The following is a 16,331-nucleotide window of genomic DNA, read 5'->3' on the forward strand; positions in this document are numbered from 1 at the left end:
GAAGGTCTTCCGTGTCCAAGGAGCCGTCAGGTGTGGCTGAAGTTGGGTCCGCCCGCCAGCTTCGTCTCGATCCGCCCGGCGCCCATTTCGCTCCTAGGCCGGGGCGCCCATATGCGCTCCCATGGTCCCGCTTTCAGTCCTCGATCTCTCCCCCGTGGTGGAAGGCTCCGACGCCGGACAGGCGTTGCGCAACTCCACTGAACTCGCCCGTCATGCCGAGCGGCTGGGCTATTCCCGCTATTGGATGGCGGAGCACCACAACATGGTCGGCGTGGCCAGCGCCGCGACCGCCGTGGCCCTGGCCCATGTGGCGGCCGCGACCTCGACCATCCGCATCGGCGCGGGCGGCATCATGCTGCCCAACCACGCGCCCCTGGTGATCGCCGAGCAGTTCGGCACGCTGGAGGCCCTGCATCCCGGCCGCATCGACCTGGGGCTCGGACGTGCGCCGGGGTCCGACCAGATCGCCGCCCACGCGCTCCGCCGCACCCTGTCCGGCGACGTCGACGCCTTCCCTAACGACGTCATGGAGCTGCTGGCCTATTTCGAGCCGGCCCAGCCAGGCCAGACGGTGCGCGCCGTGCCCGGCGAGGGACTGCGGGTGCCGGTATGGATCCTGGGCTCCAGCCTGTTCGGCGCCCAGCTCGCCGCCGCCCTGGGGCTGCCCTTCGCCTTCGCCTCCCACTTCGCGCCCGACGCCATGATGCAGGCGCTGGAGGTGTACCGCAGCCGCTTCAAGCCTTCGGAGCGGCTGGACCGGCCCCACGCCATGCTGGGGCTGAACGTGTTCGTCGCCGACACCGATGTGGAGGCCGTGCGCCTGTTCAGCTCGCTGCAGCAGGCGTTCGCGCGGCTGCGCAGCGGCCGGCCCGGCAAGCTGCCGCCGCCGGTGGACGACATCTCGGCCGTGCTCGCGCCGGTCGAGCGGGCGACGATCGCCCATGCGTTGCGCTGCGCGGTGGTCGGTTCGCCGGAGACGGTGCGCAAGGGCCTGAAGGACTTCGTGATCCAGACCGGCGCGGACGAGCTGATGGTCACCGCCCAGATCTTCGATCACGGCGCGCGGATGCGGTCGTTCGAGCTGCTGGCGGGCGTCGCGGGCGAGCTGGGGGCCAAGGCCGCGGCCTGACCTTTTCGCCACGGTTGAAGCGCTGTGCGTACGTCGCTAGGCGTAGGCCATCGGAGTGGGAAAACACCATGCATAGACGTGCGCTACTGCAAGGCGCTGGGACCCTGGCGGCGTCGGCGGTGCTTGGCCGACAGGCCTGGGCCGAGGGCGCGCCCGCCGGCGACGGCTGGCGCAGCTACGAGATGGTGACGGAAGTCGACCTGTCGCGCCCCGATGCGCCGGCCGAGCTGTGGGTACCCGTGGGCGAAAGCCGCTCTGTCTATCAGCATGGGGCCCTCCCCAGTTTCCAGAGCACCGGCCAGGCCAGGCTGGTGCGCGACGCCCGCTATGGCGCGCAGATGCTGCACGTGACCTGGACCCAAGCTGGCGGTCCGCGCACCGTGAAGGTCTCGCAGGTGATCTCCACCCGCGACCGCACCGCCGACGGCGCCCGCCTCAGCGCCAAGGAGCGCGCCTTCTGGACTGCGCCGGTTCCCAGCCTGCCGACCGACGGGCTGGTGAAGAGCACCGCCATGAAGATCGCGCTGAGCCACCCCGAGCCCCGCGCCAGGCTGCGGGCGATCTACGACTGGGTGGTGGACAACACCTTCCGCGACGCGGCCACGCGCGGCTGCGGCACGGGCGGGATCGAGAACATGCTGGAGACCGGCTATCTCGGCGGCAAGTGCGCCGACATCAACAGCCTGATGGTCGGCCTGTCGCGCGCGGCCGGCATTCCGGCCCGCGACGTCTACGGCGTGCGGCTGGGCCCGTCGAAGTACGCCAAGTGCCTGGGCGCGTCGGGCGACGTCACCCACGCCCAGCACTGCCGCGCCGAGATGTGGCTGGAGGGCGTGGGCTGGTTCCCGGTCGACCCCGCCGACGTGCGCAAGGTGGTGCTGGAAGAGAAGATCGCGGTCGACAGCCCTGAGGTGAAGGGCCATCGCGAACGGCTGTTCGGCAGCTGGGAGATGAACTGGGTCGCCTACAACAGCGCCACCGACGTGGCGCTACCCGGTGCGTCCAAGCCGCCGGCCGAGCACTTCCTGATGTACCCGCTGGCGATGACCCCGGCCGGCGAGATGGACCAGCTCGACCCCGACACGTTCCGCTACCGCATCGTCTCCACGCCCAAGGCGGCGTAGGGCGGCTCGGCGTGTCCTAGGCCGGGCCGCCGCCGAACAGCACGGCCTGGCGTCGGTGCAGGGTGTCGGCGATGGCGGCCAGTCCGTGCTCCAGGTCCGGCAGGGTTTCCACGATCGCCTCGCCGGTGCGGCCGTCCACCAGGGTGCGCAGCAGGTCTGCCTGGCCGATCAGGTCCTGGTCGCACTCTTCCAGCGCGACCAGGGTCGGCGCCTCCTGGCGGTAGCGCTGGGTCATGCGGTCGGTCTCGGGGACCGGCTGGTTGCGGATCTGCGCCTCCGTGCTTCCGATCGCCTTGGACAGCCGCTCCAGCGCCTGGGCGCCGGCGACCGCCGCCGGGTCGGGATAGGGATTGGCGCGGCTGGGTGGCGGCAGGTGCTCGCGCCGATAGGCCGCCTCCGCGCTCTCCACCGCCCCGCGCGACAGGCCGAGCAACCAGCACGCCTTCGCGCGGACGAGCTGGTCGTCCGCGCGAAGCTGGTTTTCCTTGCGATAGAAGTTGTAGCCCCAACCGTAGAACAGGTTGATGGCGACCTGACGCAGCGGCCCGACGTCGTAGAACCCGCCCACTACTTGGTCATGCCCGTCTCGGCCCCGACCGGATAGAAGCCGGTCGGCTGGCCGCCGATGTTGAAGGGCAGGCCCGCCGCCGCGTTGGGGGCCGAGACCAGGCCCTTCTCGGCCATCCTCAGCGCCAGATAATAGCGCACCGCCTCGATCGGGGTCAGGCCGATGGCCTGCAGCGAGATCAGCTCGCGCATTCGCTCGTCCTTGGGCATGATCAGGACCTTCAGGTCGTTGAGCATGATGCCGTAGACGCGCAGGAAGTCGGTCAGGTGGCCCTTCACGGCCTCGCGGACCTCGCCGATGTGTTCGTTGATGTTCTCCATCTTGGTCACCTGGACCACCTGGTTGATCGCCTGCTCGATGGCGGGGCCGGCGTAGTCGGCGATCTCGGCGGTGTCGATCACCGCGCCGCTGAACGGCATGTGGGTGATCAGGTCGAGCGCGCCTTCCTTGCTGTCGACGTGGATGTAGTAGTCGACCACATAGGCCATCTCCGCCATCTCGGCGCTGGTGGCGATGCCCTGGTTGCGCACCAGCAGCTTGGAGCGGTTGATGTAGATCACCTCGTACACCCAGGGCGAAGCGCCGCCGAAGAAGCCCTGGGCGATCGAGCCCAGGATCGGCTTGTCGGGCGTGGTCAGGGCGTACTGGCCGGTCTCGTAGACGTTCAGCACCGCCCCGCGCGACTTCAGGATGCCGAAGTGGTTGCTCTCCACCGTCAGCAGCGAGCCGGAGACGATGCTGTCGTCGGCGATCTTGAGCGCGAGCGTGCGGGTGCCGAGCGCGTCGGTCCCGTCGCGTTGCAGCGAGGTGATCACCTGACGGGTAATGGCCATGGAATACGTCCCTATGCGGCTTTGCTTTGCGCCGCGACCGTATGGGATGCGCGTGACGGTTGCGAGACGCGCGGCGGCGGCATCACGCGGTCGTGAGGGTGGGCCGGGTGTGACCCTTCAATCACCAGACATTTTGAGGAACACGCTGAAGCATGATGTCCGCCAACAGCTTGGCGCGCCGCATGTGTTCAGGATTGGTCGGGTCCAGCCGATCCTCGGTGGCGATCATCAGCAGTCCGCCATCGGATAAACGCTCGGCGAGGATGTCGGGTGGAGGGTGCAGGCCTTCAGCAAGCGGCGCGGATAGGTAGGACATCCACGGAGCTAGAAAATGCTGTCCCCAAAGTGCCTTATAGGCGGAAGGGATTGAGCCTGCCGCATCGTTCCAGCCTCCGGCGCGGGCGTTGGCCCAGGTGGGCGCCCATATGCGGATAAGGGTGCGAATCGCTAGACTGAAGATTGGGAAAGTCACAACCGAAGGGTCAGGCTCCATCCAGTATCCCCCCGCCATGAAATTGGCCCTATTTTTAAACTTTGCACCCGCGGTGATCGCTACGATCAGGTCTTTCGGGTTTGTGTTTTCGTCTTCTTCAAAATTATTGAAGGCCAATAAATCGTAACCAAAATCCTTATCTAATTGATTTGTGTCTTCATAATAATGGATGTGGCCCTTGACGAAATCAGTAATATTTTCGGAGGCTTGATCAAGTGAAATATTATGAGCATCCTCAAGCGCCGCGAGATCATGACTTTCGGGGACGTCGCTGACGCCCCAGTTTCGAAATATCTGATTTCCTCGGCTAAGAGAATTCAATGTGGCGATGAATTTTTCTCCAATAAATTTTGGATTTTCCGTTCTATCAAGCCAGACAGACTCTATAGAGTAGCCGCAATTGTTCATTTTTGACCTCGTTTCCAGGCAAGAAGGCGAATGTCGATTTGTCCGAGCCATGTCGGATTTTCTCTAGCTAAATCCTTAGCTTCATCCATCGCTTCCTGTGTGGAAAAATACCAAATTATATGCCGTCCCTGACTTGCTTGTACCTGCCTTTCCGCTTGGTAGATCAACTTTCCGGCTACTTCAAAATTTGGATTTCCCTTCCATGCCCTCAATAGCCGTGCATATGCCTCGCCCTTCGCGTCGATCAGATCGCCCGTGCTATGTTGGCAATCATCGTATTTAACAGGCCGAATCAAAGTGGGATGTGCAAGAGCGATGGCGAGGTCGCGTGGCGTCGGGGCAAGCGGATTGACGTGGCGCTTTACGAACTCCTCGTAATCTTTGTCGTTTTCCCTAGCACCGGGATTGTCCGGTGTCGGCGCTGGACAGTAGTTCGGCTCACCTTCCTTCACCAAAGCCGGCGAAATGGCTTGAAGCTGAATCGCCGTCCGGCCGTCGGGCAGGACCTTGCCTACGGTGCGGTTCTGGGGATCGCGGAGAACGCCGTCCGTGTCGCGGTGGGCCAGGAACGTCTGGTGCTGGCCGTTCGGGCCGTCATAGGTGAATCGCATATAGAAGTCGTCGGCGTGGCTGGCGTAGCGCCAGCCGGGCGCGCCTGGAACCGCCCCTTCGGCGTTCCGGCCGATGGTGGAGGGGAAGAACGCTACGCCCAGGAGGGCGGCGGGGCCGCCCAATCTGCCGGCCATGAGGGCGAGTTCGCCAAGCTCGGCCGGCGACAGGCTCGCCACGAGACCGGCGGCTTGCCGGCTTCCCGACGCCACGGCTCGGCCCGCACCCTCCGCCACCGCCCCGGCGGCGCGGCCGGCGATGGCCGCTTCCCGTCCGATCTCAGTGACCACGGCGCGCTCCGCCGCGCCGATCTCGCGCCCCACAACCGTCGCCTTCGCGCCGGCGGCGGCCAGGGCGTCGTGCACCCATTGGCCGCTCGGCCGGCCGGAGCCCTTGGGGACGCGGGGCTGGCTGGGCGAGTATTTCTCCATGTCCGGCAGCACCGCCGAGGCGTCGATATCCATGGAAGACAGGATGTCGGCGGGCGCCATTCCGGCCTTCATCAGCTCGTCGGCCATGAACAGCCGTCGGGCCGCCTCGCGCGGAGCCGGCAGGCGGTTCAACTGAGTCATCGCCAGATGCACCCGGGCCAGCGTCGCCTGACCTTCGTCCCAACGTAGGGTCGCCCGCTGGATGTGCTTCAGCACCTGGGCCGGTACCGGTCGGGCGTAGGCGACCGACAGCAGGGTCAGCAACCTCGCCTCGTCGTCCCCGTTGGGCGCCGGCGAGACCGCTTTCCGCTGGGCGAGTACGGTTCCCGCGCCGAGCACCAGCCCGTCGGGTCCGAAGTCCATCACATCATGGATCGATGTCGCGGCTTCGCGCGCACGCCATCGCTCCCGCATCTGCTCGAGCACGGTCACCTCTGGATGAAGCGCCCTTGGCCGGCGCGAATGTCAGGGAATGAGCGTGACCTTAGCCGCAGGAGTGAGGCCGATCAAGAACAAAATAGGAACATTTTGGGTGTGGATCAGCGCGTGGCCATCGCCCGGTGCGCCGAGGGTCGAGGCTTAAATCCCCGCCCCGTTGTCCATCGTCTGCACCCCGGCCTCGTGGGCGGCGGCTTCGGCGGTGACCCAGGCGACGAAGGCGCGGACCTGTTTCAGGCGGCTCTTGGTCTTGGGATAGACCAGGTGGTAGGCGTAATCGAGGGTGGTGGTGGAGGCGAGCAGCGGCGCCACCAGCCGGCCGGCGTCCAGGTCGGCCTGGGCCAGGGCGCCCTTGGCCAGGGCCACGCCGCGTCCGCCGACCGCGGCCTCGATCACCAGGCTGGACTGGTTGAAGCGCGGGCCGCGCGAGCCGTCCAGGCCCTTCACCCCGCGCGCGGTCAGCCACATGGCCCAGTCCGGGCAGCTCTCGTCGGCGTCGGGCGAGCCGTCGTGCAGCAGGGTGTGGTTGAGCAGGTCCTGCGCCTCGATCAGCGGCCGGTCGGCCAGCAGGGAGGGGGAGGCGACGGGCGTCACCGTCTCGCTCATCAGCCGCGTCACCTCCAGCCCCGGATAGCGGCCCGAGCCGTAACGGATGGCGATGTCCACCTCGCCGGTGGTGAAGTCCACCAGCTCCATGCCCGCCGACAGCCAGACGTCGATCTCGGGATTGGCCGCCTCGAACCGGCCGAGGCGCGGCACCAGCCACTTGGCGGCGAAGGAGGGGGCGGCGGAGACGGTGACGCGACGGCCGTCCACCGCGGCGGTGAGCTGGCTGGCGGCCTCGCTCAGCCGGTCGAACGCCTCGCGCAGGGCGGGCAGGGCGGTCTGGGCGGCGTCGGTCAGCAGCAGGCCCTTGGGCGTGCGCTTGAACAGCGGCTCGCCGATATAGTCCTCCAGGTTCTGGATCTGCTGGCTGACCGCGCCGGGGGTCACGCTCAGCTCCTCGGCGGCGCGGCTGAAGTTCATGTGCCGGGCCGCGACCTCGAAGGCGCGCAGGGCGTTGAGGGGCGGAAGTCGTCGTCGCATATAGATTTCCTAACAGCCTACATACCATGCAACGTCTTGCAAGATTGATCAACTGCCGCCATTTAGCAGGCTCAAACGCCGTATTAAGCCCATCGTGGCGAGGATGATGGGGCGAGCGGCGAGCTATCCACGCGCCGTCCGCCCTGGTTGTCGTTGAGGAGTTCTAACCGATGTCCCACCGCAGTCGCGATCGCGAGGCGGGGCTCGTCCTGTTGCGGGGCGGGCCGGATGTCGGCGCGCCTGCGCGGGGCGGCAAGGTGTGGCTGGTGGGCGCTGGTCCCGGCGATCCCGAGCTTTTGACCTTGAAGGCGCTGCGGGTGATGCAGTCGGCGGACGTGGTGTTGCACGACCGGCTGGCGCCGCAGGCGGTGCTCGACCTGGCGGCGCCCGGCGCGCGCCGGCTGTATGTGGGCAAGCGCAAGTCCAACCATTCCGTCCCCCAGGACGAGCTGAACGAGCTGCTGGTCGCGCTCGCCCGCGAGGGCTTGCAAGTCGTGCGGTTGAAGGGCGGCGATCCGTTCATGTTTGGTCGCGGAGGCGAAGAGCTGCTGGCTTGCCGCGCCGCTGGGGTGGCGTGCGAGGTGATCCCGGGCGTCAGCGCGGCCTTCGCCGCCGCCTCCGCCAGCGGCGCGCCCCTGACCCATCGTGGCCTGGCCCAGGCCGTCACCTTCGTCACCGGCCACGCCGCCATGACGCCAGGCGGGGCCCCGGCCGAGCCGGACCTGGACTGGATCGCCCTGTCGCGGCCGAACCATACGGTGGTGGTCTATATGGGATTGAGCACAGCGCCGGTGATCGCCGCGCGTCTGGCCGAGGCCGGCCGCGCGCTCGGCACGCCGGTGCTGATCGTGGAGCGGGCCAGCCAGCCGGCTGAGCGCCGCGTCCTGACCACGCTCGGCGCCCTGTCCGAGGTCGCCGCAACATTGGCGGGCCCTGCCGTGTTGATCATCGGCGAAGTGGCCTCGCTCGCCCAGGCGGACGGCCTGGTCGCCGCCGCTACGACCGCATCCGACATCGCGCCTGTATGCGCGTCCCAACCTACGAAGATTCGCTCATGAGCTACGCCGCCATCACCGCCAACGACCTGCAGACCGGCGACGTCGTGTTCTGGGCGTCTGGCCGCTGGGTCGAGCAGTTCGCCGAGGCCGAGCTGTTCGACGCCGCCGAGACCGGCGAGGCGGCGCTCGACGCCGCCAAGGCCCAGGCGACCAGGGTGATCGACCCCTACCGTATCGACGTGGCGCTGGAGGACGGCTTGCCGGTGCCGATCAGCTATCGCGAACGGGTGCGCGCGCTCGGCCCGACCATCCATCCCGACATGGGCAAGCAGGCCGAGGGCGGCTCGGTGATCAAGGCGATGCAGTCGGCGCACGGCGCCGCGCGCTCCTCGGGCCGGCTCGGCCTGATCCGGTTGAAGAAGTAAGGAAAGGGCGCCGCATGTATCGCTACGACGCCATCGACAAGAGCATCCTCACCGATCGCTCCAACGAGTTCCGCCACCAGGTCTCCCGCCGCCTGGCCGGCGACATGACCGAGGACCAGTTCAAGCCGCTGCGGCTGATGAACGGGCTGTATCTGCAGCTCCACGCCTACATGCTGCGCGTGGCCATCCCCTACGGCGCGTTGTCTTCCAACCAGCTGCGCCGGCTGGCCTGGATCGGGCGCACCTACGACAAGGGCTACGGCCACTTCACCACCCGCACCAACATCCAGTTCCACTGGATCAAGCTGCGCGACGCCCCCGACATCCTGGACGCCCTGGCCGAGGCGGACCTGCACGCCATCCAGACCAGCGGCAACTGCATCCGCAACACCACCACCGACCCCTATGCGGGCGCTACGGCCGATGAGGCGGACGACCCGCGCGTCTGGTCCGAGGCGATCCGCCAGTGGTCGACGATCCACCCCGAGTTCAGCTACCTGCCGCGCAAGTTCAAGATCGCGGTGACCGCAGCGCCCGAGGACCGCACCGCCGCCAAGGTGCACGACGTCGGGCTCCAGCTCCGGCGGGCGCGCGACGGCCAGCTCGGTTTCGAGGTGATGGTCGGCGGCGGGCTCGGCCGCACGCCCTATATCGGCCAGACCATCCGCGAGCACCTGCCGGTGCGTCACCTGCTGTCCTATCTGACCGCGATCCTGCGTGTGTACAATCGGCTGGGCCGGCGGGACAACATCTACAAGGCCCGCATCAAGATTCTGGTCGCCAGCCTGGGCGCCGAGGAGTTCGGCCGTCAGGTCGAGGCCGAGTGGGCCCAGATCGACCACGACAAGGTCGACCTGCCGGACACGGAGCTCGCCCGTATCCGAGGCGCGTTCAGCCGGCTGGACTTCGAGGCGCTGCCGGCGATCTCGCCGCTGTTCGACGCCACGCGCAAGGCCGACCCGGGCTTCGCGCGGTTCGCCCGCAACAACCTCAAGCCGCACAAGGCTCCGGGCTACACTATCGTCAACATCTCGCTGAAGCCGCCGGGCGGCGTCCCCGGCGACTGCTCTTCGGAGCAGATGGACGTGGTCGCCGACCTGGCGGAGCGCTTCGGTCACGACGAGATCCGCGTCACCCATGAGCAGAACCTGGTGCTGCCTCATGTGCGACTGGACGACGTTCCTGAGGTCTACGCCGCCCTGAACGCGGCGGGCCTGGCCACGCCCAATATCAGCCTGGCCAGCGACATCATCGCCTGTCCGGGACTGGACTACTGCGCGCTCGCCAACGCGCGCGCCATCCCGGTGGCCCAGGCCATCGCCGCCCGCTTCGCCGAGCCGGAGTTGGCCCAGAAGGTTGGGGAGCTGAAGATCAAGATCTCCGGCTGCATCAACGCCTGCGGCCACCACCATGTCGGCCACATCGGCATCCTGGGCGTCGATAAGAAGGGTGAGGAATACTATCAGCTCACGCTCGGCGGTTCGGGGGCGGAGGACGCGCGGCTGGGCGACGTGCTCGGCCCGGCGCTCGCCTACGATCAGGTGGCGCCGGCCATCGACGCCCTGGTCGACGCCTTCCTGAAGGAACGCCAGGGGGGCGAACGGTTCTTGGACACCTACCTGCGCGTGGGCCTCACCCCCTTTAAAGCCGCGGTCTACGCCGATGCTCATTAAGCTGCACGATCGCCGCCTGGAGACGGCGGAGGACGCCTTCGTGGTCCTGGAGGCCGACGAACCGGCGCCGACGCAAGGTGCGGTGCTCGTCTCGCTGGTCCGGTTCCAGGCTGACGGCGACGCCTGGCTGTCGGCGGGGCGCAAGGTCGGGGTGGTGCTCCAGCCCGACGAGCCGGTGGAGGGCTTGGCCTACGACCTGCCGCGCCTGAGCCTGGTCGCCCTGACCTTCCCCAAGTTCCGCGACGGTCGCGCCTACAGCGCCGCCGCCCTGCTGCGCGAGCGCTACGGCTTCACCGGCGAGGTTCGCGCGGTCGGCGACGTGCTGCGCGAGCAGGCCCACTTCATGGTGCGTTGCGGGTTCGACGCCTTCGAGCCGTCCGACGGCTCCACGCCCGAACAGTGGGCGCGGTCGGCCTTCCGCTTCCACCACGTCTACCAGGCCGCAGCCGACGACAGGGCCCCGGCCTTCCTCGAGCGGGAAGGCGCCGGGTCGGCGTCCCCGCCGCGGAGCGTCTGACATCCATGCCGTTCGAGGCCGACCTTCCCGAAGCCATCGACGTTTCCGCGCTGAACGGCGCGTTGCGAGAGGCTGCGCCGCAGGACATCTTGGCCGCGGCCCTGGCGACGGCGCCGGGGCGGACGGCGATGGTCTCTTCCTTCGGGGCGGAATCGGCGGTGTTGCTGCATATGCTGAGCCGGCTGGACGCGCGCACGCCCGTGCTGTTCCTCGACACCGGGCAGTTGTTCGCCCAGACGCTGGACTACCGCAAGGCGCTCGCCAGACAGCTCGGCCTGACTGACGTGCGCGATTTGCGCCCCGCCTACGCCGACCTCGCCCTGCACGATCCAAAGGCCGACCTGTACAGGACCGACACGGCCGCCTGCTGCGCCGTGCGCAAGGTCGCGCCCTTGAATGTGGCGCTGCGGAATTTCGACGCCTGGATCACTGGGCGCAAGCGATTCCATGGCGGGGACCGCATGCATCTGCCGGTGGTGGAGCGCAGCGATGGCAAGGTGAAGTTCAATCCCCTGGCCGCCTGGGGCAAGATCGAGCTCGACGCCTATGTGGCCGAGCACGCGCTTCCGGCCCACCCCCTGGTGCAGGCCGGTTACGCGTCGCTCGGCTGCTGGCCGTGCACAAAACCCACACAGGAGGGCAGCGACGTTCGGTCCGGCCGCTGGGCGGGTTCCGAAAAGACCGAGTGCGGCATACATACGCTGCGTCGCGGTCCCGACCCGACCGGCGAAGACGTCGGCGGGGGGATTTGAACGCCAAGACCTTTCGAGCCTGATCGCGTTCAGGCTCCAATGCGCTTCCGGATAGGTTTGATGAACGATATGAGCATGGGCGCCCTGAACGACGTCGCGTCCGCCCAGAACACCGACGGCCATGCGCCCGAAGCCAAGGCCCCGATCGTCAGCGCCACCCACAATGTGGAGACGGTGTTGTGGGTGAAGCACTGGACCGACCAGTATTTCAGCTTCGGCATCACCCGTCCGGCCAGCTTCCGCTTCCGCTCGGGCGAGTTCGTCATGATCGGCCTGCCGGGCGAAGCCAAGGAAGACGGGACCCAGGGCAAGCCGATCCTGCGCGCCTACTCCATCGCCAGCCCCTCCTACGCCGAGGAGCTGGAGTTCTTCTCGATCAAGGTGGCGGACGGCCCGCTGACCTCGCGCCTGCAGAAGATCCAGCCCGGCGACCAGATCCTGATGGCCAAGAAGCCGGTGGGCACCCTGGTGCTCGACGCCCTGTTGCCCGGCAAGCGACTGTTCCTGCTTGGCACCGGCACCGGCCTGGCGCCCTGGCTGTCGGTGGCCCGCGACCCGGATGTCTACGACGCCTTCGAAAAGGTGATCGTCGCCCACTGCGTGCGCGAGGTGCGCGACCTGGCCTACCGAGAGATGTTCGAGCACGATCTGCCCAACGACGAACTGTTCGGCGAACTGGCTCGCGAGCAGCTGGCCTATCTGCCCACCGTCACCCGCGAACCCTTCACGCGCCAGGGCCGGATCACCGACCTGATCGAGAGCGGCCGCCTGTTCGCCGACGCTGGCCTGTCTCAGATCAAGTTCGACCCGGCCGAAGACCGGATCATGCTGTGCGGCTCCATGGCTATGATCAAGGACGTGGCCCACATGCTCGAAGCCCAGGGCATGAAGGAAGGGTCCAACTCCGAGCCCGGCGACTTCGTGCTGGAACGCGCCTTCGTCGGCTGATTCAGCCCTAAAGCTTCGCCGACAACCTCACATAGGCCGTGCGTCCGTCGCCCGGCAACGCGCCGCCGCCGGTGCCGTCGCCGTACAGGAAGTTGCGGCGGTCCAGGATGTTCTTCACCCCGACGCTGGCGGTCCAGCGGTCGTGCGGGATCGAGACGGCGACGTCGAACAGCGGCGCGCCGGGCACCAGCCGGGTCTCGGCGGCGTCGGCGAACTCATGATTGCGATAGCGCGCGCCGAAGGCGAACTGCAGGTCCTCCACCGGCCCGGTAATCGGCAGGTGCAGGTCGTAGGTGGTGAAGGCGTTGGCCAGCAGCGACGGCACGCTCGGCACGCCGTGCCCGACGTCGGCGGGGGTGGCGGGATAGTTGGTTATGGTCGGGTCCTGCACCGCCAGATTGGCGATCACGTTCCAGGCGTGGGTCGGCCGCAGGTTCAGGTCGGTTTCCCAGCCCTGCACGCGGTAGGAGAACACCTGGGCCACGTCGATATTGCCCGTCCCGCCCGGCGCCGGCTCGGTCAGGAAGGTGAAGACGTTGTCGCGCGTCGCCCGGTACAGCGAGGTGGATAGCGACAACCACGCGCCGCGCTCGAAGCGCACGCCGCCCTCGAACTGGGTGCCGCGCTCCGGCGTCTGGCCGATGCTCTCAGGCTCCTCGGTGTTGAAGATCGGATAGGCGTCGCTGGAATAACCGCCGAACACCGACAGGGCCGGGGTCAGGAAGTAGACCAGACCCACATCGTAGGAGACCAGGGAGTCGTCGCGCTTGATCGGCTGACCCGGGACCCAGGGGCAGGCGTTGAGCTGGGGCGGGTTGCAGGGCTGTTCCTGGCCGGGGTTGGCCGGCAATAGCGTCTTGGCGTCCCCTTCCGTATCGAACCAGTCCTGGCGCACCGACAGGCGCACCTTCAGCGCGTCGGTGACGTCGATCTGGTCGATGGCGTAGAGGCTGTAGAAGTGGGCCGACAGGTTGGCGTCGTCGCAGCTGTGGCTGTTGTCGCACTTGAAGCTCAGCGACGAGAAGCTGCCGTCGTTCACCACCGGGGCCAGGATGTTGTTGATGTTGGGCAGGTCGGCGGTCGAACGCTCGGTGTCGCCATCGATGCGCCGCACCTCGAAGCCGGTGACCAGCACGTGTTTCAGCGACCCGGTGTTAAAGCGCCAGGTCGGCTCGGCCTGCAGATTCAGGTCGCCGAAGTGATCCTCCTGGTGGCGGAGTTGGCGGCTGGTCAGGGCGTAGGTCGCGCCGACCAGCTTCACCGTGCCGCCGGCGTTGCGCGCCAGGTCCACATCGCGGTTGGTGTAGGCGCCGCGCAGGTTGACGGTCAGATAGTCGTTCACCGTCCAGGCGTCGGTCAGGAACAGGCGCTCTATGTCCTGGTTGGCGAAGGCGTAGGGGGTCGAATAGGTGTCGTCGACCGGGACCTGGATCGGCTTGCCCGTGCCCGAAGGCGGCGAGAACGGGATGCCGGTGGCGTCCGGCGTGTTCTCCAGGTGATGGTATTCGAAGCGCAGCTCGACATCGTGCTGGGCGGGCCGCCATCTCAGCGCGCCGAGGAACTCGCCGGTCTCGTCGCTCAGGCCGCGGAAGCCGTCCGAGCGCTCGTATTCCCCGTCGACCCGGTAATCGACGTTGGCCAGACCCGTGGGGCCGGTGGCGAAGACGTCGGTGGTCGTGGTGTTATGGGAGCCGTACTGCTCGCTGAGGCCCGCGTCGAAGGCGTCGCTCGGCCTGTAGTGGACCAGGTTGATGGTCCCGCCCTCCTCGGTGCTGCCATAGAGCGCCGAACCCGGTCCCTTCAGCACCTCGACCCGCTCGACCCCGGTCAGGGAATGGGTCACGCCGGTCAGGTCGGAGGTCCCGTCCGGGAGGCCGTCGTTGAGGTAGGTGGCGTTCAGGCCGCGGATGATCACCCGGTCGAAGAAGCCGAAGGCGAACTGGCCGCCCTGGGTCACGCCGCTGACGTTGCGCAGCGTGTCGGTCAGCTTGATCCCGCCCTGCTCGTCGATCAGCTCGCGGGGCACGATCTGGATGCTGCGGGGCTGGTCCTGGATCGGCGTGCCGGTCTTGTCGATCGACACCACCTGGTCCAGCGGCGTTGTGCGGGGCGCTGTGACCACCACGGTCGACACCGTGTTGTCCTGCGCGCGCGCCAGCGAGGTTTGCGTCGCAAGAGCAAGCAAGGAGACCGTCGCGCCCAAAACCGCCTTCAAATTCATCTGGCCCCCGCCTAATCCGCTGGATCGTATACCAAATGGCACCGAAGCACGTTGCACTCACTTATGCCAGCGACGCGGTCTCGTCGCGAGGTGGGGCCGGAGGATTTCCGAAGTCAGCGTAGCCTTTAGGATACGCATGGAGGTTCGAGCCCATTTTTTCGCCGCTCGGCTCTGCGAAGACGACGCGGTGAATGGCCGTTCAATAATGAACCGAATCGTAAGGAGTAAACCTTACGGATACTCAGGTCAGTGGCGTGCGGCGCGGGTGGGCGCTGAACTCGTCACGATATGCCTGGGGGATCGGCTTGAAGTTCGCTGACATTCGTTTGACCGGAAAGCTCACAATCGGTTTCGGCGCCGTGCTGGCCATTGTGGCGATCACGTCCACCCTGATCTTCATGCGCGTGACCCAGCTCGCCGAGACCGAGCGGCTCAATTCGGTGTCCAGCGGGGCCATCGACCTGCTCGATCAACTGAACTGGCACCAGGAGGCCCTCAAGGCCAGCACCCGCAAGTTCATGATGACGGGGCAGAGCGAAGAGCGCGGCAAGGTCGATACCGACATCGAGATGATCGCCAAGGACATCACCGGCCTGCGCCAAACCTTGACCATCGATGCGCCCCAGTTCCTTCCCATCCTCGATCGCTACAGCGTGGTCAGCAACAACTACACCCACAAGCTGTCGAACACGGTGGCCAGCATGGTCGCCGATCCTTCGCTGCGGTTGAAGGCCCTGCAGATTTCCGCGAATTCGCCGATCGGCGGCATCCTCGACAAGATGTCCAGCAAGCTTCGCGGCGACATTTCCCAATGGTCCGACAACTGGACCCGCCGTAGCCGCGAGGCGATGGGCCAGGTGCAGACCTTCGTCCTGGGCGGCCTGCTGGCCTGCCTGGCGATCGGCGCCGCCATGGGCTGGACCATCACCCAGGCGATCGGACGCCCCCTCGGCGAGATGACAGCGGCCATGCGCCGCCTGGCCGCCGGCGACAATACGGTCCTGGTGCCGGCTGTCGGCCGCAAGGACGAGATCGGCCAGATGGCCGAAGCGGTCCAGGCCTTCAAGGCCGCCGCCGTGGAGAAGATCCGGCTGGAAGGCGAAACCGCGGAACATCGCCAGCAAGCCGAAGTAGCACGCGCCCGCAACGAGGCCGACAAGGCCGAGGCCGCCAAGCGCCAGACCATGGCCATGGAAGGCGTCGCGGTCGGACTGTCCACCCTGTCGGCGGGCGAACTGACCTTCCGCCTGAGCGAACCCTTCTCCGCCGAGTACGAGAAACTGCGTGAGGACTTCAACGCGGCGATGGATCGGCTGCAGGAGGTCATGAAGACGGTGGTCGGCAGCACCTCGGCCATCCATTCCGGCGCCGGCGAGATTTCGGTGGCCGCCGACGACCTGTCGCGGCGCACCGAGCAACAGGCCGCCAGCCTGGAACAGACCGCCGCTGCGCTCGACCAGATCACCGCCACGGTGAAGAAGACCGCCCAGGGCGCCATCGAGGCGCGCGACGCGGTGGTCGCCACCAAGTCCGACGCCGAACGCTCCGGCGTGGTGGTGCGCGATGCGGTCGCGGCCATGAGCGGGATCGAGCAGTCCTCCCGCCAGATCGGCAACATCATCAGCGTGATCGACGAGATCGCCTTCCAGACCAACCTGCTGGCGCTCAACGCCGGGGT

General features: G+C 67.1%; 15 protein-coding genes. 9 read left to right on the forward strand and 6 right to left on the reverse strand.

The window, feature by feature from the left end; genetic code table 11:
* Positions 1–121 precede the first annotated feature (121 nt).
* Together GSQ87_RS19645 and GSQ87_RS19650 are read left to right on the forward strand one after the other, a co-directional pair.
* Entirely contained in the window at positions 122–1,129 is a 1,008-nt protein-coding gene (locus tag GSQ87_RS19645; RefSeq protein WP_158917382.1) for an LLM class flavin-dependent oxidoreductase, read from the forward strand.
* Between the two features lie 68 nt (positions 1,130–1,197).
* On the forward strand, positions 1,198–2,253 hold the full coding sequence (locus GSQ87_RS19650) for a transglutaminase family protein (protein WP_158917384.1): 1,056 nt from the start codon (positions 1,198–1,200) through the stop codon (positions 2,251–2,253).
* 16 nt (positions 2,254–2,269) lie between these two features.
* Here the strand turns inward: GSQ87_RS19650 and GSQ87_RS19655 are convergent, their stop codons facing one another.
* From GSQ87_RS19655 to gcvA, 5 genes are all read right to left on the reverse strand, one after another.
* The gene (locus GSQ87_RS19655; protein WP_158917386.1) at positions 2,270–2,821 is read right to left on the reverse strand and encodes a hypothetical protein; all 552 of its coding nucleotides are present in this window, start codon (positions 2,819–2,821) and stop codon (positions 2,270–2,272) included.
* Positions 2,821–3,654: an SPFH domain-containing protein gene (locus tag GSQ87_RS19660; protein WP_158917388.1), complete on the reverse strand. Its 834-nt coding sequence runs from the start codon at positions 3,652–3,654 to the stop codon at positions 2,821–2,823. The genes GSQ87_RS19655 and GSQ87_RS19660 overlap by 1 nt, the downstream gene beginning before the upstream one ends.
* 121 nt (positions 3,655–3,775) lie before the next feature.
* Positions 3,776–4,555: an Imm52 family immunity protein gene (locus GSQ87_RS19665; protein WP_158917390.1), complete on the reverse strand. Its 780-nt coding sequence runs from the start codon at positions 4,553–4,555 to the stop codon at positions 3,776–3,778.
* Complete coding sequence (locus tag GSQ87_RS19670) at positions 4,552–6,021, reverse strand: hypothetical protein (protein WP_158917392.1); 1,470 nt, start codon at positions 6,019–6,021, stop codon at positions 4,552–4,554. The genes GSQ87_RS19665 and GSQ87_RS19670 overlap by 4 nt, the downstream gene beginning before the upstream one ends.
* Before the next feature lie 153 nt (positions 6,022–6,174).
* On the reverse strand, positions 6,175–7,119 hold the full coding sequence (gene gcvA, locus GSQ87_RS19675; protein ID WP_158917394.1) for a transcriptional regulator GcvA: 945 nt from the start codon (positions 7,117–7,119) through the stop codon (positions 6,175–6,177).
* 170 nt (positions 7,120–7,289) lie between these two features.
* On the opposite strand from gcvA, the gene cobA reads away from it, so the two are divergent.
* The 6 genes from cobA to GSQ87_RS19705 all read left to right on the forward strand — a co-directional run bounded on the left by cobA (position 7,290) and on the right by GSQ87_RS19705 (position 12,432).
* On the forward strand, positions 7,290–8,177 hold the full coding sequence (cobA, locus tag GSQ87_RS19680) for a uroporphyrinogen-III C-methyltransferase (RefSeq protein WP_158917396.1): 888 nt from the start codon (positions 7,290–7,292) through the stop codon (positions 8,175–8,177).
* Complete coding sequence (locus tag GSQ87_RS19685) at positions 8,174–8,542, forward strand: DUF2849 domain-containing protein (RefSeq protein WP_158917398.1); 369 nt, start codon at positions 8,174–8,176, stop codon at positions 8,540–8,542. Before cobA ends, GSQ87_RS19685 begins: the two co-directional genes overlap by 4 nt.
* A 14-nt stretch (positions 8,543–8,556) precedes the next feature.
* On the forward strand, positions 8,557–10,215 hold the full coding sequence (locus tag GSQ87_RS19690) for a nitrite/sulfite reductase (RefSeq protein WP_158917400.1): 1,659 nt from the start codon (positions 8,557–8,559) through the stop codon (positions 10,213–10,215).
* Positions 10,205–10,732: a DUF934 domain-containing protein gene (locus GSQ87_RS19695; RefSeq protein ID WP_158917402.1), complete on the forward strand. Its 528-nt coding sequence runs from the start codon at positions 10,205–10,207 to the stop codon at positions 10,730–10,732. The genes GSQ87_RS19690 and GSQ87_RS19695 overlap by 11 nt, the downstream gene beginning before the upstream one ends.
* Positions 10,733–10,737: 5 nt before the next feature.
* Positions 10,738–11,484 (forward strand): phosphoadenylyl-sulfate reductase, encoded by a 747-nt coding sequence (locus tag GSQ87_RS19700; protein ID WP_158917404.1) that lies wholly within the window; start codon positions 10,738–10,740, stop codon positions 11,482–11,484.
* Positions 11,485–11,559: 75 nt separating this feature from the next.
* Positions 11,560–12,432: a ferredoxin--NADP reductase gene (locus tag GSQ87_RS19705; RefSeq protein WP_158917952.1), complete on the forward strand. Its 873-nt coding sequence runs from the start codon at positions 11,560–11,562 to the stop codon at positions 12,430–12,432.
* Positions 12,433–12,439: 7 nt separating this feature from the next.
* On the opposite strand, the gene GSQ87_RS19710 is transcribed toward GSQ87_RS19705, so the two are convergent.
* Positions 12,440–14,653, reverse strand: coding sequence for a TonB-dependent siderophore receptor (locus GSQ87_RS19710; protein ID WP_158917406.1), 2,214 nt, complete (start codon positions 14,651–14,653; stop codon positions 12,440–12,442).
* 305 nt (positions 14,654–14,958) lie between these two features.
* Between GSQ87_RS19710 and GSQ87_RS19715 the strand changes: the two genes are divergently transcribed.
* Positions 14,959–16,331 (forward strand): methyl-accepting chemotaxis protein (locus tag GSQ87_RS19715; protein WP_254063106.1); only part of this gene is annotated, 1,373 nt, incomplete at its 3' end.

It is taken from the genome of Caulobacter sp. S45, from assembly GCF_009765965.1.
Lineage (GTDB): Bacteria > Pseudomonadota > Alphaproteobacteria > Caulobacterales > Caulobacteraceae > CAHJWH01.